We start from the raw sequence: 24,415 nt of genomic DNA on the forward strand, positions 1-24,415 counted from the left end.
GGCCTGCCTAGGCAGGCCTCACTACATTACAATTACAGTAAAAACCTTTTATATGGCTGTTAGGCTAAATCGTCGTAATGGTTACTTGATTACGCAATTCATCAATCAATTCACGTGTTGCCAGATCATCTGAGAACGCAGTTGCGCTTCCAGATGCAACCCCTGTGCGGAAAGCTTCCAGCAAATCTCCGCTCTGTACATAGGAACCTACGAATCCGCCAATCATGGAGTCACCTGCACCAACTGAGTTTTTCACAATGCCTTTTGGCACATTTGCATGATGAACTTCCGCTTTGGTAATAAATAGCGCACCCTCACCTGCCATGGAGATCAACACATGTTTAGCACCGGCTTCCAGCAACTTACGCCCGTATAACACCAGTTCCTCGCGAGTATCAATCGTTACACCGAACAGTTCAGCCAATTCATGATGATTTGGCTTCACCAGCAATGGTGCATGTTCAAGAGCTTCCATTAACGCAGGGCCAGTTGTATCAATTACAAATTCAGCACCTGTTTGCTTGCATACTTTAATGAGACGATCATAAAAATCCGTTCCAAGTGAAGGCGGTACACTTCCGGAGAGAATGACAATATCTCCTTTTTCCAACGAAGACAATTTGTGAAGCAACTGCTCGGCCTCTTCGGCACTTATTGCAGGTCCAAGACCATTAATCTCTGTCTCTTCTCCATGCTTCAACTTGATGTTAATGCGAGTATCGTCTGTAATCGTAACAAAGTCTGTCCGAATGTTATCTTCTTGCAACTTGTCATTAATGAAACGTCCAGTAAATCCACCAAGGAAACCAATGGCCGTGTTATCTGCTCCAAGTTGATTCAGTATGCGAGAGACATTAATGCCTTTGCCGCCAGGGAGCTTCAAATCCCGATTCATTCGATTCAATCCGCCAAGCTTCAGCTCATCCACTTCCACGATGTAATCAATGGACGGGTTAAGTGTTATCGTATATATCATCGTTATCCCTCAATTATTTTAGTTTTCTGGGCGATTCCAGGCCGCCAATGTTCTGGCATCTGCTCAGTAATCAAATCGGCCTCCTCCAAATCAAACAATTTGGCAAAAGTAATTTCCCCTATTTTGCTGGAATCAGCCAGCACATAAGATTTTCCCGACAATTGATGTGCACGCCTTTTAATCAAGGCTTCCTCCGGATCCGGTGTTGTATACCCCATTTCGGGATCAACTCCGTTGCTTCCAAGAAAACATTTATCAAAACGGAAATTATCCATGTTCTGTAATGCGATACTGCCAATGACTGCTTTTGTATGAATTTTCATCATACCTCCGAGCAAATAACTGCGAATACGCTTGCTTACCAAAGCCTCAACATGTGAAAGTCCGTTGGTAACAACCGTTACGTCTTTAGCTTCAATAAAAGGAATCATGGCTAACGTTGTCGTTCCTGCATCCAGATAAATGCATTCGCCATTTTCGATCTCCTGTGCAGCCAAACGGGCAATCGTCGTTTTTTGTTGAATGTTTTTGAACGTTTTTTCTTCCATGCCCGGTTCCAGCGTTTTTTCATTCACCAGTGCGGCACCGCCGTGGATGCGTTTGAGCATCTGACGACTCTCCAGATCGATCAAGTCACGCCTAATCGTTGATTCAGAAGCACCCAACACATCAACAAGCTCTTGCAATTTCACAATTCCCTGTAAATGTAAGCGCTCTATAATTGCAGCATATCGTTCTTCAGTCAGCATCTTCATTCCTCCAACTGCTTCTATAGTATCATAATTCACTCAAAAAACAACCACTTTCATTCAAAATAATTTAAAAACATTCAAAAAAAATCGCATCTTTCGACTTATTTTCTTGTCCAATTGTCCCTTTCCCTGACTCCTGAACGCGCATCTGATAATCTAGTCCCTATTTTATCGAAGGTGGTGACCTGATGACAGACCACCCACACAAACGTCGCAAACCTTGCGCCCTGCATCAGAAAAAGAAGGTTTCCTCTCCTCGTTTTGGATGGATCTCCTCCAATTGGAGCGGTTATGCTCGCACAGGAACACAGAACCAATACCGTCGCATCTCAGCGGAATGGACTGTCCCCTACGTTCTACCTAGTACACGTAACACATATTCATCCGCATGGATTGGAATTGATGGTTTCGAGAACAGCAGTCTCATTCAGACCGGAACAGGTCACGACTGGATTCAAGGCAAGCCCAGCTATTATGCCTGGTGGGAGATCCTTCCTGACGCCGAGACCATCATTCCACATCCCGTTGCCCCTGGTCATCGCATTCGGGCAGTCATCGCCAAACTAACACCCAAAACCTGGTGCATTACTCTCTCTAATCTAACGCTAGGCTGGACTTTCCGCACCATTCAGTATTATTCGGGTCCGCAGTCCTCTGCGGAGTGGATTGTTGAAGCCCCCACTGTAGGGAGCTCCATTGCCTCCATGGCACGGCTTACCCCCGTAACCTTCAACATGTGCCGATTGAATGGACAGTCTCCTGCTTTTTGTACCCCTCAAAAAGGGATTATGGTCCAAGGACGAGGTATCGTCTCAATCCCTGGCGCCCCTAATCGGTGCAAAGATGGATTTACAGTTCGTCGCAACACTTGAGTATTCAACGATTGAATGAAGTTATTTACTTCATGTTCTTGTAGTTGGTATTTCGCGGCCCTTGTATCTCCATCAAAAATCCTGCAGCCTCCAGCGCTTGATGCGTGGCGTTGCAGGATTTTGCTTTTACATGGGAAATGTATGGCGTTTATGGCTCTACAACCATTTCATCTGGTTTTGGTTTAAGCCATTTGCCATCCTCATTAATAAAAGCCCCTTTGAAGCGGCCCATCTCCAATTGTTCAATCAGCCTCTCCTCGTCCATGACCAGAATCTCAGCGAGTTGTCCCGAGGTGTAATAATGAGCGGGATTGTAATCGAGCAGCACAGGAACAGACGTATCATATAGTTCTTTGATCAGATTCTCAAAGGAATGCCGACCCAGGTTCTCCATATCTCTATAAAATTGCAAATGTTGGGACACCATATTACGGAAAGATTTATTCTCCAGATGCATCCACAACGTATTGCAGGCCCGAACACTCATATGATTTTGTTCCACATCGTAAAATTGAACTTCTTCAATCTTCATGTATTTCTCTTGAAATGCTACGATCTTAATCAAAGGTACATTTCGTTTACGCGACGCTTTCTTCAAATGGGCTCTAAATTGTTCATAGTTCATTTCATTCATCTATTATCCCTGCCTTTAACATGTTCCAACCGACATTTTACAACAAATTAAAGGCAAGTGTAACCTTCATCATATGAAAAACAAAAAAACGTGCAGCATCAGATGCCACACGTTCGCAATATTATAGAGTGCAATTACTCAGCGAGAGCACCACTTTTCACCCATGTAGCCGTAAATTCCTGTTCTTCATACGCATAGAATTGCTGCAAAATAATCTCCCGATCATCGAGGAACAATTGATCCGCTATGGCAGTGACCAGTTTGGGCACCGCACTCTTGGTCCCCGATATTGCCGATGCCGACAGACCGCAGCTGGCAAGTGCAGAGTAATTAAATACAAACAGTCCGTGCAACGGTTTCTCACCTTGTTCACTCCTGCTTGTCATTGCAAACCCGGAACTCAGGTAAGGATGTGCATCCAGCAATGCATTGCGATGCTCTGGCGGAGCCTGGTAACAGTCCTTCCAGCGCGCGATGTATGGCTCCACAAGCTTCAGTTCAGGACGGAGTGCCGGATCACTAAGCAAACCTGTGCTAATAATTAGAAAATCAAACGTAAATGCTCCCTTTGCCGTGTGCACAATCGCGCCTTGCTCCGTCGCTTCCACACTCAGCCATGGAGCGTTCAGATGCAACTCGAAACCAGGCCAGGCTGCCGCACGATTAAACGTATCATTGGTTGGGGGTTGATTGAATTTGAAGAAATGAGAGATCACTTCATATTTATCAGCAACCGGAAGAGCATGGTATCGCTCGATCATACCGGATTGTTCCATTTGACGAATGGGATTAATACTTGGCAGTTGTTCCCGCCGTACAAATACATGAGCCTCCGCCACACCGGTGGCAAGGGCATAACTGGCATTATCGAATGCAGAAGCACCGCCGCCAAGTACAGCAATTCTTTTACCTTTTAACCGATCAAAATCAATCGCTTCAGACGTATGGGCATACCGATCCCGAGGTAATCTATCGGCAATCATGGATGGCACATGCCACTCTCCACCACCTTGTATTCCCGTAGCAAACACGACTTTGCGAGCAAGTATAACATCCATCTGATTTCCTGCCTTGTTCACATGAAGTCGATGTATTCCGTTCTCCATAGGCTCAACCAGCGTCAATTTCACCTCATTAAGCACAGGCAGCTTCAATACTTCCCGATACCAGCGCAAATAATTCATCCAGTCTCCACGCGGGATCTTGTCTACCTCTTCCCAACCTTCGGGCCCAACCTGTGCTTCCCACCATGAGCGAAAGGTTAACGAGGGTATACCCAAATCGATGGAAGTCAGATGCTTGGGTGTGCGCAAAGTTACCATACGTGCATAAGTCTCCCAAGGTCCCTCAAGCCCTGATGCATTCTCGTCAATGACGACAATATTGGAGATCCGTTCACGAAGAAGTCCAAATGCCGCCCCTAATCCACTCTGGCCTCCACCCACAATGACGACATCATAAACACGACCATCTGCATGTTCTCTTGGACGTACCCAGTTCGCGCTACCAAATGACAAATAAGTCAGATCATTCTTCACACGTTCATTCAAAGCTTCCAGGCTCATGATTCATCAACCCTTTCGAGATACATATATGAACTATTCTTTCTTTGATTATTGGATGTGATATTGTTGTGAGTTATATTGAGGAGAATTGTGATTTCATCTTGTATTCCTAAAATATATTAGCGTTATTATATGAGTTATCAGAGATGATTTGAAGTTCGCGGCAGCTTTATTGTCACCAACACTAAAAATAACTGACATGCTTGTTAATTCGCACGAAACCTAAATTGGATTATTGATGCAGTTCCTGCTGAACGGATGCTTTACAGAAAAAAAAGACAGACCAAGATGTAACCTTGGTCTGTCTTATTAAAGGAATGCTATTGGCCGGCCTGTTCACGGCGCTGCAATTTTTCATTGGTTAATTTCTCAGGGGTCACATCATGACCCAGCGGGTCCACAACGGATACTGCCAGCATGGTTGTCAGTACCTGACCTCGAATAGCCTGCAAATATTGTTTTCTAAGCTCCTGCTGCTCGCCTTTTTCTGCTTTCGTCAGTCCGACGCTGCTGCGTTGTTTTCGACTTAATTCGTTAATGCGTCCCAAAATAGGAATCATGCAATCCACCTCACTTGTTAGTCCAATTTCCAAAAGATATTTCGAATATCTTCAAACTAACTTATTACAATTTTACGAATTTGTCCATAGGCTCCACCCGTTGAGAATTTTTTAGGTGATCTCATGCACAGACCACACAATGCCATTTGTAGAACCACTGCCCATGTTCAACGTAACCGTTAGCCCGTTAGCAGCATAGAACAGTCCAATCACATCTCCCGCATTCAATGCCACTTCTACCGCCAACGCCCCGGTGAGTCCTGTCGTGCCAGTTACACCAGCAATTCCTGTTATGCCACTAACTCCGGTTGCACCTGTAACACCAGTTATTCCCATCGTACCCGTACTTCCAATAGCTCCAGTTATACCTGTTAGCCTGTCTCTCCTGTTGGACCAGTCAAACCGGTAGATCCCGTTACACCTGTGTTCCCTGTTAGACCGGTCTCCCCAGCAACACCAGTGGCCCCGGTCACTCCCGTCAGTCCTGTGAACCCTGTTTCTCCAGTAACATCTGTCGTTCCGGTTACGCCAGTCGCTCCCGAGATACCTGTAATTCCGGTTGCTCCTGTCGCCCCAGTCGATCCAGTCGGTCCCATCGCGCCTGTGAATCCTGTTAGACCCGTTTCCCCAGTGACACCAGTCAGTCCGGTAGCTCCTTTTGCACCTGTGACTCCAGTTATTCCGGTACTTCCCGTGGTTCCAGTTACTCCGGTCCGTCCTATTAAACTGGTTGCTCCCCATATGCGGGGATACCCAGGATCTCCGGTTAACCCAGTAGCGCCTGTTGCTCCAGTGAATCCTCTCATTCCCCGATAACCCCGTGGGCCGCGAAGGAAAGGAATCCTGTGGCTTTTCTTTTTTTTGCATTTACGTCTGCTTTTCTTACAAGACTTACTCTTCTTCTTTGGGATAGAGTGCTTTTTTGATTTTTTTGCTTTCCGTTTACCTGTACTGATTGAGGAAATTTTGCGTTTCCTTTTGGATATACCGCTCACAAGAGAATCCCCCCTCCTTGTACACCACGTCAAATCCCCGCATTTTACAATAGTACACTCTATGCCCTGGACTAGCTTTGTGCGCCCCTATTCAATATACCTATAAAACCTTCACGGTTAGTGATCAATCAATTACTTTTCTCTAAAAAATATATTCCCCTCTACTCCCCCTGCAACTCCTTAATCGTCAACGCAATTCCTTCTTCAAAAGATGTTGCCACAACCGGGCCAATCCGTTCCTCATATTTCTGTCTACTCAAGATCAGGGGTTCCTCCGTCAGATATAACATTTCTACAATTTCTTTCATAACGGGTACACCTAGTCCAATTAACGACAACCCTATTTTTCCTAACGCCATCACAGGTTTGTTTCTTCCCGCAGCCTTCTGTGCCAATCGCACGATGTCATGACCCGAGATGATCCCCGATCCAGGAATGTTCCAATTCTGTCCATACGTCATCTCTCTGCTAGCCAGCTCCACCACCATGACTGCAGCATCCGGTAAATAGATGTACTCTCTGGGTACCTTCATATTTCCGATAAAAAAAGCCATCTTACTTTTTGCTATCGCTTCAAGGGTTGAACCCAGATAGGAAGCTTGATTAGCCGATGGGCCATAATAGTCTGGCAAGCGAACAATCATCACCTGAGCTCTGCTCCATCTTGTGCTGAATAACATCTGTTCATAGGCAAGTCGTGTCTTGCCTTTTCGGGTATGTGGCTGCTTCGGATGTTCTTCCGTTACCTCGCTCATTTGTCTTCTACCATAAGGGTAGATTCCGTCTATTACAACCACGTTAAGACCCAAGTGTTCTGCCGCCGCCATCACGGATTCGCCCAGCGGAATTAGCCTGCTTTCCATCTCGTTATACGGGACATTCGCACAATGAAACATGACATCCGTTTCTAGGGAAGCAGCGATAATATCATCCGACCGAAATGCATCTCCCACTGCGATTTGCAGGTGATCTGGAGATCCCAACTTTACCGCAAGTTGCTCCAGTTTTTGACGGGATCGCCCAAATGCAATTGTAAAAATACCCCGTCTAATCAATTCTTCCGTAATTGCTGCACCTGTTCCACCTGTGGCTCCAATCACAATAGCTCTTTTCATCATACATCGACCTCTTTCATCCATTTAGTGATTGATCAATTACTTATCTGAAAACAATATAACCCATATTTAGTGATTGATCAATAACTAAAATTCAAAAAGGGATTTTTCCTCCCTCTCTATCGCTCCTTCAGCTCCGGCATATCCAGTGCATTAGATACATTACACAACATCCCGATTGCCAGAAAAATCATGGTTCTTTTTAGCGGTTCAGCAATTCCTGCAACGGTGAAAGCTTCCAGTACCATGCTTCGTACATCACTAATGCCTTTTTGCATGGCCTGACGAATGACTTCCTCCCGGATCGTTTGCGCCTGCATCTGAAGTAAGATTTCGCTCTTGTGCGATTCCAGAATCTTATCATAGGCTTCAATTAGATCATGTTCCAACTGATCTGGCGTCGCCGTCTCAACCACAATTCGAAACGAATCAATCACCCGTGTCCATGAGACCTCAATTGCAGTTAATAATAAAGCTTCTTTTGTTTTGAAAAAACGAAATATATACGGCTGTGAGATCTGTGCCCGTTCAGCCACCTGGGCTGTAGTCGCACGATAATAGCCAATTTCCGCGAAGACGTCAATTGCTGCAGAGATAATATCATTTCGCCGGTTAACCGACGCTGCTGTATCTTTAGCCATGGTAATTCGTCCTCCAATAGTTAGTGATTAATTGATCAATAGCTTGTAGTATAACGAATACTATCCCTCAATGCAAAGGTATCGTGACCCTGTACAAAGCCAACAAACCCGCAGACGCTGGCTCAAGCCGCTGCAGGTTGTGTAGCTTGTTGATCCTAGATTCTACCCATTGGAAACCGAAGAGAACATGGATTGTCTGAAACAGATTCGTACCATACGGTACAAGAGTGTCTGTTCACTGCTGGAGAAGTTTGCTCAATCGGGAATCCGAATCCAGCTTCGGACAACTGTTGCAATAACCATGTGTATGACTGCCGTCTCCAACTTGATAAGCCAAACAACAATATCGACGTATCAAGAACGGCGGTCCTTGCCACTCGGGGTGATCAAAGCGATTCAGCTTCATGGCAAATGTAAATGCATTTTCATTTTGTTCGTCAAACCATAGGCTTTGATCTTCCTTGATCTGTTCAAGCCGCTGATCCGTCTTCCATATGCTCTGATCATTGATCATTCGTTCATACAATTGTTGCACATTATGGGCAACTAGAGACCACATTACCTTATCGCTCGCTCCTGTACTAACGGCTACTGCTCGCAGAACGGGTTCCAGATGTAACAGCATTCTCTTCTTGAGCAAGCCGCTCTCTGATCTGCGCTGAACAGGATCTCCACCCTCCAGAAAGGAGCTCTTCAGCCGAGTCTCATATCGCATGCCACCTGCTCCATTCAATTCAAACCGCACATCATCGTCTGCAATGCTAAGTATCGTATCGTATAGACTGAATGCTGAGATTACGGACATAACAAATACGGAGTAACGCTTAGCAAAAAGTGTACCAACGGCCACACTTCCTTTGCCTCCCAGTTGAAGCCCTTGCTGCATAGCCTGTTCACGCAATATCAAGTTTCGTTTCTCTTCATTCAGCAGATCCTTCACACGGAAAGGATACTTGGAATCATCGCAGTCCACTCGGATCGTCGTCACAAAAAATTGCTGTAACGCTTCCGACATCTCTAAATAGTCATGTCTTGGATAACGTCTCATCTATTGAATCATCTCTTCAACTTCGTTGATAATCTCGCTTCGCCCAATCGCTCCCCAGCCCTTAAACAACCAGAACGAGTCTGTCGTATAGACCTGATCTGCACCAACAGCCGGTACTCCCTTCCAAAGTGAGCTTGCATTGATGTTGTTTAAATACTCATCGGCATTCGGGTCAATCTCCAGAATTACAAAATCAGCATCCACATCTGCTATTTTCTCCATGGATAAATCCTCACGTTGTTCGGCAGGTGTCACAATCGTTGGCACAAATCCAAGATCATCATATAAAAGTGTGTTGGTTGGATGCCCTTTTGCCGCGTATATTTGCAAGGTCTTCTCTCTTACACGCAGATAAGCCAACTTTTTTTGATCCAGTTGTTCGATCTTCGCTTTTAATTGCTTCGCTTGCTGCTCTACCTCGGCTATCTTTTCTTTTGCCAGATCCACTTTGTTGTACATCCCGGCAATGGTCAACAGATCCTGTGTCCAATAGGTTGTATCATCAGCATAATCCAGCCATTCAGTACCAAGTACAATCGTCGGAGCGATTTTCTCCAACTGATCATACATACTCTCCGCAGTTCGACTCTCAATAACGATGACATCCGGATCAATCTGAAGGATAGCCTCCAGGTTAGGACTATCTGCCGACCCTACCGTTGGAACGCCGGCAAGCTGATCTGCAAGGTAAGGCAAATAATCTCCTCCGTAACGAACTTCTACATTAACGCCTGCTGGTTTCTCACCAATCGTCAACATGTGATCGATGTAAGCAGCAGATAATACCACCATACGCTCTATCTTTTGCGGTACAACCGCTGTTCCTTTAAGATGCTCAATCGTTTGCGTACCACTCTCTTCCACAGGTGTATCCTGTTGCGGAGGCGTTGCTTCCGTTACTTCTGATGCCTTGCTACATGCCGTCAGAACGAGCACAAGCAGGGCCAACAGTATCATCGTTGCTGCTCTCTGTCTTACCATTTGTAGTAAATCCCCTCTGCTATTTAATAATAATAATCATTATCACTATAGTAGGGAAAAGCATACAGGCTTACCATGGATTATTCCACTCTCTTCTCTTGCACAATATCACCGTAAGGTAACCCCAAGTTGCTCTGCCACATATCGCATGGCCCACATGCGTCCGGTGGGACCCAGCGTTTTGAAAAAAATATCTCCTGCATTATATACATGGCCTTCTTGAACAGCCTTTAATGCCAACCATGCACTGGATTGCTGTAATTGCCTCAGTTGAGCACGTGCCTCTTCTGTGGGATCGACCATTACAAACACATGATCCACTTCGTATAACTGCAAATCGCTAACTTTACTCTCTACAGCCCACTGTTGTTCCGGAAAATCACGAGGCAAATAAAATCCCAGATCATCATACAATAGGGCACCTGTCTGGTTGTTCAATCCATACATTCGGTAGAAATGAGAAGTCACTCGGATGAACATGGCACTCTGTTTCCCCCACCTCGATTGAATACGCCCTCGAAGAACCCGACTCAGTTCAGCATGTTGTTCTATCCACTGTACAGCCTGTTCGGTGCGGCCCATAATGTCCGCCATATACAGAAGTCTTTCCCCAAAATGGTTGGTGTGCTCCAGCATGGTGGTAGGCGCGATACGATGCAGTGAGTCATTTGGTTCCAAACGATCACTAGTAATGATCAGGTCCGGTTGGACTCGCCTCAAATCATCATAGTTCTGATTGAAGCTATCCAGGATAACCCCCTGATGACTGTGTGCTTGAAGCGCAGGTATGGCAACATGACGAGCCACCCTCTGACCATAGGATAAAGCGGATACTGGCCTCAAACCGAGCGTTATCACATAATCGTCCAATCCGTAATATAAGGTGGCAATGCGATTCACTTTATTTTTCATATACAACGTTGGGGCGATTCCTTCGTTTTTCTTAAAGACTCTGCTGAAATAGTGCTCGTCCTTATAACCCACTTGCTCCGCAATTTCCTTGATTTTATCTGAAGAAAATAACAACTGTTTGGCCTTTGTCATACGTAGTTTCAGTATATATTCAATCGGGGTCATATTTATTTGTCGTTTGAATGTTCTTATAAAATGATTCACACTAAGCCCTGCCATGCGGGCCATCTGATCAATTCGAATGTCTTCCATATACTGATTCGTCATATATTCAAGTGCCAAATCCATCCCCGCTACAGGGGGAGCTGCTTCATTCACGTGCATCATTAACTGAATCAACAACTGATGCAAAAGATGTTTCCTGCGCGTCTTTTCAAGACTCGTAAGCGAGTGTTTTCCACTCACCAGGGTATCCATCATCTCCTGAATATCACGTGTATTGGAAGGAACATTAAGTTTGCCCGTCACAGGAAAATCAACTGCATCGCTATGCCAAGCATTCCGGCTTCGGGTAAGTGTCACACAGGAAAATAAAATGATCTGATATCGGACGGGGGCTTCCATATCTGTCTGAAACTCCACATGCATTCCTGGCTTCAACAAAAACCACTCGTCTTGAGATACCGTATGTACAATGTTATCCATAGACAAAGATCCCTTGCCAACGATGACCCTGCAAATGGCGAACCTTTTCCAGATCCGACGCTGTACAGCCCGCGGATTGCTAGAGTAATGGCAGACGTGGACAGCAGAGAAATGTAGTTGCTCCAGTTGTTTGATCCAATCATTTTCCTCCATGCTCACGTCCCCTCCCTGTTCTGATCCGATTCTATGTGAACTGATCACACTCTATTTTTCAGCTCCCAATAGTAAATTCTTTATACTATCCAACTGCAACTCCAGTGAATAGGGATCTTCCATGACAAACTCATCCTCTGTACCATCCAAGGAACCATAGGCGTAGACTTGTCCTTTCTGCACAGCGGGCAGACGTTTCCAAACCTCGCTGTTCAGGATCTCTTTGGCGTCCTCACTACCCGAACCATATAAGAAGATATGGTCTCCCATATACTCAGGCAGTACTTCAAGGGAGATCGTCTCGAATCCATCCTTCATTTCGAGTGCTTGCTGAGTTGGAGGCAGTTTCAGCATCTCATAGATCGTGGAACTACCATAGTTCCCGCCTTCTGCACCAAGTACATACAACGCTTTGTACCCTATTTGTATAATCGATACGGTCTCGCCTTCTTTAATTACACCAGCAATCTGCTTCTTAGTCTCTTCGATATTCTCTTCATATGTCGTGATCCATTGCTCTGCTTCCTTCTCTTTTCCAAAAACACCAGCAATTCGGCGCAGCTTTTCCAGTGGGCCAGACGTTTTATCGCCTTCCCAATAAGGTAAAAAGACAGTCGTTGCAATTTTTTCGTAATCCTCAATATTTTTATCAATGGAACCGATGATAAGATCCGGCTCAAGTGACACTAACTTCTCCAGATTCATTGGGAACTCTCCTCCCAAATCCTCAATACCCGCTATAACATCAGCAGCAATGCCAGACTTTTCAATCCATCCTTCGTTCAGCATAAATGTTCTTACACCAACCGGTACAATGCCCAGTTTCAGCAGGTACCCCATATATTGATCCGAAGCAACACGCTGCGGGTTGGCCGGAATCACCACATCTCCTCTCAATGTAGAAACCGTCCGTGTCTCTGGTTGAGCAGTCGATTTCCCTGCCTCCGTTACCTGGTTACCCGATTGTGTAGTAGCCGCGTTAGTCTCTGTTTGCGTACCACTTGCAGACGGTGCAGGACTGGAACAGGCCGCGAGTAGTAATGTGAGACACAGCATCATGCTTACTGCTGTCATTTTGAATTTTCCTTGCATCAGTAATTCCCCTCCAACATTCTTTTGATATTGATAATCAATATCATTATATAAAGAGGGATGTAGCGGATGAAGGGCATTTTCTTGCATCACACTGGGCAAATCTTGCTTTTGGTTCATTGCCAATGCCTTTTTTGAGTTATGTAACCGTTGGCTTAGACCTTTTTTGTAACGAATTGGTGATAGTCCTTTGATTTTTTTGAAACTGCGACTTAGTGAATGTACATCTGGATAACCGACTTGCTCTGCAATCTGTTGCAACGTAGCACCCGTATGCACCAGAAGATGTGCAGCCCTCTCCATTCGGATCTGGCCAAGATATTGGATGGGACTGATGTTCAACTTTTGCTTGAACAATCTGGACAAGTGCCCCACGCTGCATTCCAATGCTTCTGCCATTACATCAAGAGCTATGGGTTCGTGCAGATGAGCATTCATATAATCAATAGCCTGTGTGACCGTATCCGGTTTATGTGTCTGAATGGATTGTTCGTGTACGTCTGCCAACAAAGAATATACCCATTGATGAAATAAGGTTTTGGCATGTAACTTTGCGAGTTTGGTAGACTGCTCCCACTCCTGCTTCAATTCCTCCATACACTGATACATGTGCAGCGGATGGGTTGGTACGAGTGCATATTGGTCCTGAAACGGACGTTCATGGTCCATCAGATGCTGAATTTCCATCCCACAGGGCAAGGCCAGAATGGCTTTGTACAAAATCATATAATACACCACGCCCGAATCCGTCTCCATGTTTAAATACGCCTGCTTGCCTCCATGAATGATGTGGAATCCCTCCACGATGTATCTGTGTTGATCCATTCGTATCCGTGCACTTCCGTCGGTGATATACAGATAGGTACTCGCTGGTAGTTGATAATTCTTCAGCTTCTCCCCAGGATGCAAAGCGTTTTGGCGTACATCCAGTATTTTGACAAAAACATGATTCCACAACCTGATGTGATCATTCAAATTCATCTCCGCTGTACTTTCCCTCCTGCCATGCTACATCGACATACCTTTTTGCTGCTGTTATGAACTGCCTGTTAATTTCGTTCATCATGTACATTTCATTTTATTATAAAATAGTTGATAACAATTCTCAATAACATAAATAATCAATATTAACTTATACATTTGGACACCCTATACGGACTGTAATGTATACGTAGCGGGAAAATAGCGCCAGCATCAGCAACATTTTCTAAGCTGTTGCAAAATCATAAACGGCATGATATATTAATTGAGCCATCAATGATTGACGCATCAAATATTGATACATCAATGATCGAGAGCATCCAAATAATCATTAGGCAATGGCATTGTATACTGCAACATTAATCATTGGTTAACATACGCCGTTGTTCATGATTCAGATTCACCCGGGAGGTCTAGTCATGACACGTATTGTTTCCAAAGAAGAACAGATCATCAACCTGCTGAACGTGTTGGGCAACAAAATCAGTCCCAAGTTCGAACGCTGTACGGGTATCAGTTCCTCTCGCTTTGAAATTCTGCATGAGCTGGATCAGGTCGATGAGATTAACCAATCCATGCTGCAGAAAATCATTAACATTGATAGTGCTGCGATAACACGCCACTTAAAACAGCTTGAGGCAGACCTGATGGTTACAAGACGTAAGAACCCCGATGATAATCGGGTCACTTTTGTTCGTCTGACGGACCACGGTCGGAAGCAGATTGAAGGCTACAAAGCTGAGAAGACTAATTTTATCAACCAGATTTTACAGGATTTCAGTGAAGACGAAGTTCAGTCACTCGCCGATTTCCTGGAACGTATGCACAACAATTTCTAAACCCATATATAGAGGAGAGATCCATGCATGAGTACAATTCAAAGCAAATTCCAAAAAACCAATGATTTCAACGAAATTACCTACGGTCGCCGTTCTGTGAAGCTTTACGATCCTGAAGTGAAAATCAGCCGTGAAGAAATGACTGAAATTCTGTCAGAAGCTTCCCGTGCACCATCTTCGATCAATTTGCAGCCTTGGCGTTTTCTGGTTGTAGATACAGCTGAAGGCAAAGAAAAGCTTGCGCCTCTTGCAAGATTCAATCAAAATCAGGTTTTGACTTCTGCCGCTGTTATTGGCGTATTCATTGATATGAACAACGTTGAATACATGGATGAGATTTTTGGTAAAGCTGTAGAACTTGGTTACATGCCACAAGACATTAAGGATATGCAGCTCAAAACTGTAATGCCTTATTACGAAAAGATGGCTGCTTCCGATCTTCGTGACGTTAACTTAATCGATGCTGGCCTTGCTTCCATGCAATTGATGCTTGCTGCACGTGCTCATGGTTATGACACCAACCCAATCGGTGGTTATGAGAAAGATCAAATTGCAGAAGCATTTGGCATGGACAAAGAGCGTTATCAACCGGTTATGTTGATCTCGATCGGTAAATCAGCCAAAGAAGGTCATCCTTCCTACCGTCTGCCAGTAGAAACAATCACAACTTGGGCATAATATCAGGGACGGTTTCCCTGTAAGTCACGATTATACTGGTCAATAAGCATACATTCTTAACACATTCCAAACAAACACAATATGGAGGTTATACATTATGATTATCATTCACGCTCATCTGCAAGTTAAACCGGACCAAGAGCAAGCATTCCTCGCAGCTGCGAAAGAACTGATTGCTGCAACACGTCAAGAAGAAGGTAACATCAGCTACGACCTGGCAAAAAGCACAGAACAAGAACAACAATACACGATGATCGAGCTGTGGAAAGATGAAGCTGCTACAGCTTCCCACAACACAAGTACACATTTCCAAGCTTTTGTTCAACAAGCAGCAGCATTCATGGCCGCTCCAATGAACGTGGAAGTATTTGCTGGAGAACAAGTTAAAGCTTAATGCTCATTAACTGCCATGCGTATCTAACATGTGAAGAAGCTGCTCTTGGTCATATGACCGAGGGCAGCTTCTTGATTTCTTTGAAAATGTGTTCACTTCAGATTCACAGTTACTTTGTGGCCTAGTGTATCTCATAAGGACTGTTTGCAATAGGTTGGCTAATTGTGCGACGTTAGGTTCCGTTCCAACTCAAAAAGGACACACTGCCAATTAGTTCTCATGTTTGACCGTAATCACGACATTTCCCCTCTTTCGCCCTGTTTCCACATAACGATAAGCTTCCTGAATTTGCTCCAAGGCAAAACGTCTGTCAATCACCGCTTGCATCTCACCAGCCTCCATCAACTCTTTTAGAAGTATCAGATCCTTTGCAGTGACCCTTGCGATGCCTTGCCCCTCAACAGTGACATATGTACCGTTAGGTGCCAATAGGTGCCAACATTGACCTTTCGAGACTTTGCCAACTGCATCCAATATCAGATCATACCGCTGACTTGTTTTTGTAAAGTCTTCCTTCATATAATCTATAACATGCTCGGCACCAAGTGACTTCGCGAACTCCACATTCGTTGTACTGCATACCCCCGTTACTTCTGCTCCAAAATATTTCGCAAGCTGTACAGCAGCAGTTCCTACGGCTCCCGAAGCTCCATAGATGAGCACTTTCATTCCCCGTTTAATGTTTCCTTTGCGCAGAAAATATAAGGCCGTAGTTCCACCAAACGGAATTGCTGCTGCTTCCTCATACGTTGCGTTGAAGGGTTTCAGAGCAACTGGATCCTCTTCGGAGAGACATATATACTGAGCATGGGCACCAAAAGACAATCCATTGATGGCATACACCTGATCACCTAACTTAAATTGCTTTACTTCCTTGCCAATCGCCGTAACTTCTCCTGCCAACTCTACGCCCAGGACCGAATTTCGAGGTTTTCGGAATCCCAAAAAAAGACGCATCGGTACCCAGTACAGAAACGGAACATTGGAACCACGAACTCTGCAGTCCCCGGATGTTACAGTTGTTGCGTGTATTTTAATCTGAATCTCATGATCTTTAGGTGATGGCTTCGCTATGTCTTTAAGTTGCAACACATCTGGTGATCCATACTTTGTACATATGATAGCTCTCATATCTTTCCCTCCACATATTCCTGTTTGCCAACAGTATATCGGGAAGTGGGTTCGGCCTCTAGATACTAAAGTATCGTTCGTGAATAACAAGTTACAGGAGCTTCCATTCACGCGCTTTTGCCACTGCTTCGGTTCGTCGCTTCACCTGCATTTTGTCAAAAATAATCCGGTTATGTCCTTTCACGGTAGGCAGTGCAATATGAAGTATCTCACTAATCTCCTGATTGGATCTTCCCTGCGCAATGAGATGTAATACTTCGAGCTCTCTCACGCTTAGCGTATCAATTCGCAGTTCAGAAACGTACGGATATACATTTGTTTCTTCCGAAATCATTTCTATTCTGTTGTCCTCAGCTTCAAATGCAGCCAATAATTGAAGCAGATATAAACGTGAGTCACCGCGTGCTGTTATCCTCTTCAAAAGGCTGTGCACAACAACACCTTCGTCTACAAATACACGAATGAAGCCTGCTGGCTCTGCCATCGTCATGGCCTCAGTCAGGAACTCGATAGCTTGTGTTCTATTTCCATGTTCCTCATGGATAGCCGCCAGAAGGATTGTTGCCTTGAGCTGTTCATCCTTGAAGCCTTTGGTTATGGCCAAGCGAAGACAGGATTCCATAATACCAAGTGCCTCCAAGGTGTTCCCCTGCTTCAACAATACTCTGGCCTGACTAAGCGCATGATTTCTGTCCCATGATAATCGCATTGCTTTTTTCAGATCGCCCTGACGAAGGAGCACAAGAACGTATGCAGCAGTAATATCAGGGATCGCCTTTGTAAAATTTAACCGTTGGGCCGTTTCGTTGATTCTATCTAACATGATAGCGGCTTTATGAAGATCCGCCTTCGCAAGCGTCACTCGAGCGAGCCATAACTCACTTGCAACAACCCTGTCCGTTTGGACAAATTGATGTGCCAACTGCACACTCTGTTGAGCGTGGAACATCGCCACATCAAGGTTATTCCATTCATAATGAACTCGCGCCAGACCCAAATGGGCTTCACAAGCAATGGGTAGCGGTGGTTTGCCTGCCATATGTACCGCCTGCTGATAGGCTTCAGTCGCCAGGTGTAGCTGATTGTTGAATTCCTGCATATTCCCCACGCCCAGTGTCGCCATCATCGTGATGATATGATGTCCGATCCTGGTACTGTTCAATAATGATTCCTCGTAGGACAATTCGGCTTCCACACGTTTTCCCTGAAGCTGGTATGCATATCCTAATGTCCAAGCTGTTGCTGCACGAATGGGCAGATTATGAGGATGCAAATATTTGAGTGCTCGAAGTGACTCCGTAATAATTGTATCCGCATCGTGTCGGCTGACAGCCAGCGTGGCTCGGATGGAAGCGATATGTCCGATGAGATCAGAATTGATCTTTTCAGGTTCCGTATTTTGTAACGCTTGTTCAGCAGACTGCAATTTGGGTTCCACGTCTATCATATGTCCTGACACTAATAACGCAGCCGCATGCATCACCCATAGGGAAGGTATTGAATCCATTTCTGCCCAGGATAGTGAATTCAACCATTGCAAGGCAGGAACAGCACCTCCGCGAAAAAGAAGTGGCATACCTTTTCCTTCCAACAGATCTGAAGCCCGATGAGTATCTGCCGCAGCTACAGCATGATTGAAAGCCTCCAGCTCCATTTGATGCTTCTCATACCAGAAGCTCGCTCGCTTATGTATCTCAGTAATAGACAGATCGGTCTCAGCTGTACCGGCGTAATTTGAATTCTGGTGTACTCTTTTACGCAATAAATCTGCAAACAGATGATGGTAACGATACCATCGCCTCTCATTATCCAGGGGAACGATGAAAAGATTGGCTTGCTCCAGCCACTCCAACATGTCCTGTCCGGTAAAATCAACGGATTCATGTTCCTTGGGTTCATCTATATCAAAGATCGCATCACACAATGAACCGCATAATCGATCCAACATGCACGTTTTCAACAAAAAGTTCTGTACCTGTTCGGTTAGCCCTTGTAATATTTCTTCCATTAGATAGTCCAGTACAAATGGGTCACTGCCACTGAACGTTTCCATAAAGTGATTCGGATCAGAAGAACCCTGTACGGATAAGGCCGCTAGCTGCAACCCGGCAACCCAGCCTTCTGTTCGCTTTTCAAGGAGAGCAACATGTTCCTCTGAAAGTTTCAATCCCATGACCCGATCCAAAAACTCACTGCTTTCGGCAGAAGTAAAACGCAGATCACTACCACGTATTTCAATCAATTCCCCCTTTGCCCGCAGTCGAGCCAAAGGTAACTTGGGTTGCCGACGCGTAGTCATGACGATATGCATATGCGGGGGCATGTGCCTCAGTAAGTAGACCAGCGCTTGATTGATCACTTCTGAAGTCATGAGATGATAATCATCCAGAACAAGTACAAAATGATTGGTTATTTCAGAAACTTCATTAAGAAGGTATGTAATAATGGTCTCGATAGGTAGCGGCTCGGAAGATTGAACAAATCCCATCATTCCTTCAGCAAGCTTGGGGACAATCGTCTGTAACGAAGCACATAGATATGTCAAAAAACGTGAAGGATCGTTATCTGCTTCTTCCAGCGAGAGCCAAGCTGTATCTAAAGAGGAAGACTTAACCCATTGATTAACTAGTAGTGTTTTTCCTGATCCTGCAGGAGCAGAGACCAGTATGAGTTTAGCGCGCATCCCCTCGCCGAAACGGACATACAGGTGGGGACGATCCACTACATGAGAGCGCTGAACTGGAATGGTTAATTTCGTAGATAAGATCGGTGCATACATGAGCAATACCTCCATTTAAGGGTCTCGAACAGCAACTGTATCGTTTCATATATCGTTTTGGCATCTATACTACCATAAAAATCAATAAGACACGCCATAAAAGACGTGTCTTTATTATCAGTAATACATAGATGAATTTGACTTCTGATTAGCACTAGCTGCTAGTAAAAATGAATGGCTCTACCTTACGCTCTCCGAGCCGGCGTGATGCTTTGCGGATTGTTAAACACATTTTTCGGATCATACTTGGCTTTGACTCTCCGCAGTCTGGCATAGTTGGCTCCATAGTACACTGGACCGGAATTTTTGATTCCTTGATCCGGAACATTGATATAGGAACCGACAATGTATGGTTGCAATTTCTTGCGAGTATTACGAGCGAGTGCAATATTTTTAGCGGCATGGGATGGTTTGATCCACGTACTGGTCCATTCCACATAGAACTTCTCTTTTCGCCAGAAAAACGCGGTTGATCGAGGTGATTTGCGACTTACCGCTCCTCCCCAGTTCAGGAAATAGAACCCGCCTGGCCCCTCTTCCAGATTCTCCAAAAATGCCCGCATCGTTTTGATGGCCTTATCAGGGAATGGTTTTCTTCCGAAACCGGAGGAGAACTGGTTACTGAACCTTTGCGTTTGAATTGGGTCAGGCTGCAATAAGAACTTCACAACTTCCGTGTAAGGCAACAAACGAACGATGGAACTTGTCGGTGTGCCGACACTAATCATTGGCTGCAATAATCGGAGGGCCTCTGTTTTAGAGCCTAGGAACAGTCCCTCCATCATAACATTTCCACCCTTTTTCGGTCCGATGGACAATTCACTGCCCAGTCTCGTGTTCACCGAGGGAGCCCACTTCTGCCATACTTTGAGTACCTTCTCGAATTGAGCCCATGGCCAGGTAATTTTAAATACAGTCGCCTTCGCTGGTGCCCGGCGCACTTTGAATTTGTAACGGGTATATACTCCGAAGTTACCACCACCCCCACCACGTGAGGCCCAAAAGAGATCTGCATTAAGATTTTTATTCGCCCGAATGACTTTTCCGTTGGCATCCACCATTTCCACTTCAAGCAAGTTATCACTGATGAGACCTATGGTACGCTGGAGAGGTCCAATTCCCCCGCCTAACGTAATCCCACCGATTCCAACTGTGGGGCTGTCACCAAAAGGAGCGATGAATCCTTGCTTGGCGAGGGTATTCGCAATTCTTCCTACCCGGTTGCCTGTTCCTACAACGACGGTTCCATTTTTTTTATCAAGCTTGATCGAATTCAGATCACTCACGTCAATCACGATACCGCCATTCACCTGTGAAAGGTTCACTTCAAGCGCGTGTCTGCCACTCCGCGGCCTGATCGGTACATTGTTTTCACGGGCCCATCGGATAGCGTTGGATACATCCTTCGTCCGTTGGGCAAAAACAAAAACTTTAGGATATTTGTCGGTATGCGGGTCCCAGTTCTTGCGCGCCGCTTCATATCCCGGATCACCTTTGAAGATCACTCGTCCGGTCAGTTTCGTTGATGATTTCACACATCCCACTCCCTGCTGAATAATTGTCCTACAGCCTCTGCTGCATCAAGCACTCTATACTGTATGACGGACATTCGCGGAGGGAATGGGCTGGTGCCTTAATTCCAAAGTTCATGTTTCGGAGGAAGCAAAAAAGGAATTTCCCTTTCAGGCCACAGAACAGCCTTGAGGAAAATCCCTTTTATCTCGATACTAGTCGCTGCCCAAATTGGAATCAATTCTGATTAACTTGCGCGCTTCCTGTTCTTTTTCACCATACCAGACGAGCACGTCGGCAAACAGATCCATGATGCGAACAAAGTTCTGCTTATCCGCTCCTGAAATCTGATCTGCATACTTGAAAATCTCATCAAAGCAAAGCTCCCTTACAAATTCGGTATACTTCACATATACTTCGCGACCTTTCTCCGAAGGTTTGACGTAAATGTCTTTGCGGTTACCGCTTAAATGAAATTTTTCGAGCAGGCCTTTTTCCGTCAGATTCTTCACGTTCTTGGAAAATGTACTGCGGCTTACGCCCAGGCGTGCGGCCATCTCCGACATCTTCTCTTCCTTGTCCTCGGCTTCCAGAATGTATTCCAGCGTCTGAATCTGTGAAGCCGAGAACATCATGTCTGTACCATAACTTCGCTGCAGCTTATAGGTGTTCGAGTACGCATTACCGTATTTGATAATTTTCTCAATCAGTTCCCGATGGTCGCCCATCCAATCTAATTTCATGCGTAATCCCTTTCATATTCAGATTCTCTCTCTTACTCTACTGAAATCAGATCCGTTTTTCAATCCATGTAATTGCTTCTTCAATAACCTCATCACGAGTCGGTTCATTAAATATCTCATGCATCAGATGAGCATAAATTTTGAGTGTTTTATCCGTTGAAGCGATATCGCCGTAAAAGTCACGGGAATCCTTTTCGCTGACCAGTCCATCATTTGCTCCATGCAGAACAAGTACGGGATCTGTAAATTGCTTGGCGTTCTCCTTCAGCCATGTTATGCCATTTCCCAGACTATTAAATAAATCTACAGAGATCTGTTTTTCAACCAGTGGGTCATTCGCGTAAGCGGATACAACTGCGGGATCACTACATACGCCACTGCCCAGCTCATTCGGGAAATACGTGCCTGTAGGAAGATCCATCGGCAGTTCTCCGGCAACTTTTGTATTGTAACGAGTGAGCGCTCCGGATAACACGATACCTTTAACCTTGCCTGGATATTTCGTTCCAAAAGACGAGGTTGCGAAGCCGCCCATACTATGTCCGATAACAAACAGCGGAAGATTGCCGCTTTCTTGCAAAGCAGTCTCGACAATGACATGAACATCTTCAATAAGATGATCAAACTCTTTATAGAACGTACGCTGTCCCTCGGATCTGGCATGACCCCGATGATCGAAGCGATACACGCTAAACCCGCGCTGATTCAGCTTCTCTGTCAAATAATCGTAGCGCCCTGCATGCTCAGCTAGTCCGTGAACAATAACTACAGCTGCCTTCGCATCACTAACTAAATTTTTACTAGAATATAGGCGAGTGCTGTCAAAAGATTCGATTGTTGTTTCAATTATACTCATAATATTTCCCATCCCTCTCGCTACGCTCAAGCACCAAACAATTAAATTTTTTAGTACAGGGCGTTATTCGTGTACTTAAGAATGAAGTCCTTATAATTATGTTTTATAATAACAATATTGTTTCTTATAGAAACAATATTATCACCGTGGGCATCCCTTGTCTATATTTAATTAAAGCGTTTAAATAAAGAGCATGTCATACCTTTGGCATCATCCCTGATCTGCTGTATCGAGTCGATTTACAGCTTCATGCACGCACCCGGACTAAGCTACGCATTCGCTACCTGAACAATCCATAACGAAAAAACGCCATAATATATTTCGTAATGACGTCTTTTTCGTTATGGTACCTAGGGGATCGAACCCCTGACCTCATCGCTGTCAGCGGATCGATACTCTTCTCATCGTGAACAGAAATACGGAGAAAAGCCATCTGTGTCATCAGGCAACAATTTTATGCTCTACCACCCTGTAAACAACGGCTTCGGACCCACATGCGTGGGAAAGAGCGGCAATACTTCCTCTGCCAACTCCTGAATCACCTCAGCAGGAGGCCGACTCGAAAAATGAATGCCTAGTGCAGCATGATTAACGCCGACTGATCGCCATTCCTCCAAAAGCTGAATCAAACCTGCCCGACCTGTACGTAATATGTACCCGCCACGAAGCGGTGTTCGAGGATAATTGACATCTTCCACAAGATCAATCCATTCGTTGGTCATATGCGGCTTGAACATGCCATTAGGTATTTTTTCACGCCAGGCACTAATCTTATGACCAAGCATCTGAGGACCGGATTCGTTTGCCGTTGCTTCGGGATACGTGAGCCAGCCGTCACTGTTCTCCGCAATCCAATCTAAAGACTGCCTGCTTGAGCCCGTCACAACGAGCGGAATACCACCAGCTGCGGGTTTCGGGAGCAATTCAAGTCCTTTCAATTGACCAAGAGAAGATTGAATTGCGCCAGTTCTATCCTGTATAAGCTCACGAAAAAACTCCACCGTCTCCCGGAATCGCACATCACGAAGCTCCCCATCTATCCCATAAGCCGGAAACTCGGCAGGTCGGTCGCCAGAAGCAATCCCTAACACAAGTCGTCCGCCCGAAAGTACATCAATGGATGCAGCTGCCTTGGCTAAATCAATCGGATGGCGAAGCGTGAAGATTGCGCTTCCTGTTACTAGGGAGACGTTTTGGGTTCTTGCAGCAAGATAGGCTAGATAGACAAATGGATCAAATACTTGTCCAGCATCTCCAAAGCCAGGATCAAATAAAGGGACATCTCGCACCCATACGGCTGCAAAATTGCGTTGATCAATGCTTTCCACGAGGTCAGCTTGTCCTTTTAGAACATCCATGTGTCCTTTATAAAATTGAAGTGGTAAAAACAGCCCTATTGTTAATTGGTCTGGGGCAAACATACGGCGGAAACCAGGGTGTTGATTAAAGTTTTCCACCGCTTGTGTTGACGGATTTTCTATTCGTTCCATAACATCTATAGGTTTGTTCATTCCTTCTCCTCCTACAACAATAGTAATCCAGTGTACTGATATCTTTTCAA

General features: G+C 45.1%; 23 protein-coding genes. 4 read left to right on the plus strand and 19 right to left on the minus strand.

All coding sequences use genetic code 11. The annotated features are described in order from the left end of the window. Window positions 1–64: 64 nt before the first annotated feature. Entirely contained in the window at window positions 65–976 is a 912-nt protein-coding gene (pfkB, locus tag IFU39_RS10675; protein WP_192132494.1) for a 1-phosphofructokinase, read from the minus strand. 2 nt (window positions 977–978) lie between these two features. Continuing rightward, window positions 979–1,725, minus strand: a complete 747-nt coding sequence (locus IFU39_RS10680; protein ID WP_017689448.1) for a DeoR/GlpR family DNA-binding transcription regulator — start codon at window positions 1,723–1,725, stop codon at window positions 979–981. A 191-nt stretch (window positions 1,726–1,916) separates the two neighbouring features. On the opposite strand from IFU39_RS10680, the gene IFU39_RS10685 reads away from it, so the two are divergent. Next, window positions 1,917–2,600: a G1 family glutamic endopeptidase gene (locus tag IFU39_RS10685; RefSeq protein WP_192132496.1), complete on the plus strand. Its 684-nt coding sequence runs from the start codon at window positions 1,917–1,919 to the stop codon at window positions 2,598–2,600. 148 nt (window positions 2,601–2,748) lie between these two features. Here the strand turns inward: IFU39_RS10685 and IFU39_RS10690 are convergent, their stop codons facing one another. The 11 genes from IFU39_RS10690 to IFU39_RS10740 form a co-directional block, all read right to left on the minus strand. Continuing rightward, window positions 2,749–3,165 carry a hypothetical protein gene (locus tag IFU39_RS10690; RefSeq protein WP_206759553.1) on the minus strand — a complete coding sequence of 139 codons (417 nt, stop codon included), beginning with the start codon at window positions 3,163–3,165 and terminating at the stop codon, window positions 2,749–2,751. Between the two features lie 203 nt (window positions 3,166–3,368). Beyond that, entirely contained in the window at window positions 3,369–4,799 is a 1,431-nt protein-coding gene (locus IFU39_RS10695) for an NAD(P)-binding domain-containing protein (RefSeq protein ID WP_192132500.1), read from the minus strand. A 320-nt stretch (window positions 4,800–5,119) separates the two neighbouring features. Beyond that, window positions 5,120–5,359, minus strand: a complete 240-nt coding sequence (locus IFU39_RS10700) for a DUF896 domain-containing protein (protein ID WP_192132501.1) — start codon at window positions 5,357–5,359, stop codon at window positions 5,120–5,122. A gap of 111 nt (window positions 5,360–5,470) precedes the next feature. After that, window positions 5,471–5,695 carry a hypothetical protein gene (locus IFU39_RS33400; RefSeq protein WP_192132503.1) on the minus strand — a complete coding sequence of 75 codons (225 nt, stop codon included), beginning with the start codon at window positions 5,693–5,695 and terminating at the stop codon, window positions 5,471–5,473. 35 nt (window positions 5,696–5,730) lie between these two features. Further along, entirely contained in the window at window positions 5,731–6,165 is a 435-nt protein-coding gene (locus IFU39_RS10710; protein ID WP_192132505.1) for a hypothetical protein, read from the minus strand. Window positions 6,166–6,515: 350 nt separating this feature from the next. Beyond that, window positions 6,516–7,469, minus strand: coding sequence for an NAD-dependent epimerase/dehydratase family protein (locus IFU39_RS10715; protein ID WP_192132564.1), 954 nt, complete (start codon window positions 7,467–7,469; stop codon window positions 6,516–6,518). A 119-nt stretch (window positions 7,470–7,588) separates the two neighbouring features. After that, window positions 7,589–8,110, minus strand: coding sequence for a TetR/AcrR family transcriptional regulator (locus IFU39_RS10720; RefSeq protein WP_105598084.1), 522 nt, complete (start codon window positions 8,108–8,110; stop codon window positions 7,589–7,591). 235 nt (window positions 8,111–8,345) lie between these two features. After that, on the minus strand, window positions 8,346–9,158 hold the full coding sequence (locus IFU39_RS10725; protein ID WP_105598083.1) for a hypothetical protein: 813 nt from the start codon (window positions 9,156–9,158) through the stop codon (window positions 8,346–8,348). After that, window positions 9,159–10,139, minus strand: coding sequence for an ABC transporter substrate-binding protein (locus IFU39_RS10730; protein ID WP_192132507.1), 981 nt, complete (start codon window positions 10,137–10,139; stop codon window positions 9,159–9,161). A gap of 108 nt (window positions 10,140–10,247) precedes the next feature. Then, complete coding sequence (locus IFU39_RS10735; RefSeq protein ID WP_192132509.1) at window positions 10,248–11,849, minus strand: helix-turn-helix domain-containing protein; 1,602 nt, start codon at window positions 11,847–11,849, stop codon at window positions 10,248–10,250. A 51-nt stretch (window positions 11,850–11,900) separates the two neighbouring features. After that, entirely contained in the window at window positions 11,901–13,922 is a 2,022-nt protein-coding gene (locus IFU39_RS10740; RefSeq protein ID WP_192132511.1) for an AraC family transcriptional regulator, read from the minus strand. 419 nt (window positions 13,923–14,341) lie between these two features. Here IFU39_RS10740 and IFU39_RS10745 point away from each other — a divergent pair, with 419 nt between their 5' ends. The 3 genes from IFU39_RS10745 to IFU39_RS10755 all read left to right on the plus strand — a co-directional run bounded on the left by IFU39_RS10745 (window position 14,342) and on the right by IFU39_RS10755 (window position 15,833). Next, window positions 14,342–14,761: a MarR family winged helix-turn-helix transcriptional regulator gene (locus IFU39_RS10745; protein ID WP_017689456.1), complete on the plus strand. Its 420-nt coding sequence runs from the start codon at window positions 14,342–14,344 to the stop codon at window positions 14,759–14,761. 27 nt (window positions 14,762–14,788) lie between these two features. Further along, window positions 14,789–15,439: a nitroreductase family protein gene (locus IFU39_RS10750; protein WP_076209073.1), complete on the plus strand. Its 651-nt coding sequence runs from the start codon at window positions 14,789–14,791 to the stop codon at window positions 15,437–15,439. 97 nt (window positions 15,440–15,536) lie between these two features. After that, window positions 15,537–15,833 (plus strand): putative quinol monooxygenase, encoded by a 297-nt coding sequence (locus IFU39_RS10755; RefSeq protein ID WP_192132513.1) that lies wholly within the window; start codon window positions 15,537–15,539, stop codon window positions 15,831–15,833. A 210-nt stretch (window positions 15,834–16,043) separates the two neighbouring features. Here IFU39_RS10755 and IFU39_RS10760 read toward each other — a convergent pair whose 3' ends face one another. The 6 genes from IFU39_RS10760 to IFU39_RS10785 all read right to left on the minus strand — a co-directional run bounded on the left by IFU39_RS10760 (window position 16,044) and on the right by IFU39_RS10785 (window position 24,365). Next, window positions 16,044–16,964 (minus strand): NAD(P)-dependent alcohol dehydrogenase, encoded by a 921-nt coding sequence (locus tag IFU39_RS10760; RefSeq protein WP_192132515.1) that lies wholly within the window; start codon window positions 16,962–16,964, stop codon window positions 16,044–16,046. A 91-nt stretch (window positions 16,965–17,055) separates the two neighbouring features. Further along, on the minus strand, window positions 17,056–19,743 hold the full coding sequence (locus tag IFU39_RS10765; protein WP_192132517.1) for a LuxR C-terminal-related transcriptional regulator: 2,688 nt from the start codon (window positions 19,741–19,743) through the stop codon (window positions 17,056–17,058). A 185-nt stretch (window positions 19,744–19,928) separates the two neighbouring features. After that, entirely contained in the window at window positions 19,929–21,278 is a 1,350-nt protein-coding gene (locus tag IFU39_RS10770) for an FAD-binding protein (protein ID WP_192132519.1), read from the minus strand. Window positions 21,279–21,470: 192 nt separating this feature from the next. Next, window positions 21,471–21,998, minus strand: coding sequence for a MarR family winged helix-turn-helix transcriptional regulator (locus IFU39_RS10775; protein WP_192132521.1), 528 nt, complete (start codon window positions 21,996–21,998; stop codon window positions 21,471–21,473). A gap of 46 nt (window positions 21,999–22,044) precedes the next feature. After that, window positions 22,045–22,854 carry an alpha/beta hydrolase gene (locus IFU39_RS10780; RefSeq protein WP_192132522.1) on the minus strand — a complete coding sequence of 270 codons (810 nt, stop codon included), beginning with the start codon at window positions 22,852–22,854 and terminating at the stop codon, window positions 22,045–22,047. A 461-nt stretch (window positions 22,855–23,315) separates the two neighbouring features. Next, window positions 23,316–24,365, minus strand: a complete 1,050-nt coding sequence (locus IFU39_RS10785) for an LLM class oxidoreductase (RefSeq protein WP_197997738.1) — start codon at window positions 24,363–24,365, stop codon at window positions 23,316–23,318. Between the last annotated feature and the right edge of the window lie 50 nt (window positions 24,366–24,415).

It is taken from the genome of Paenibacillus sp. CFBP 13594, from assembly GCF_014842675.1.
In the GTDB taxonomy this organism is placed as follows: Bacteria; Bacillota; Bacilli; order Paenibacillales; family Paenibacillaceae; genus Paenibacillus; species Paenibacillus amylolyticus_B.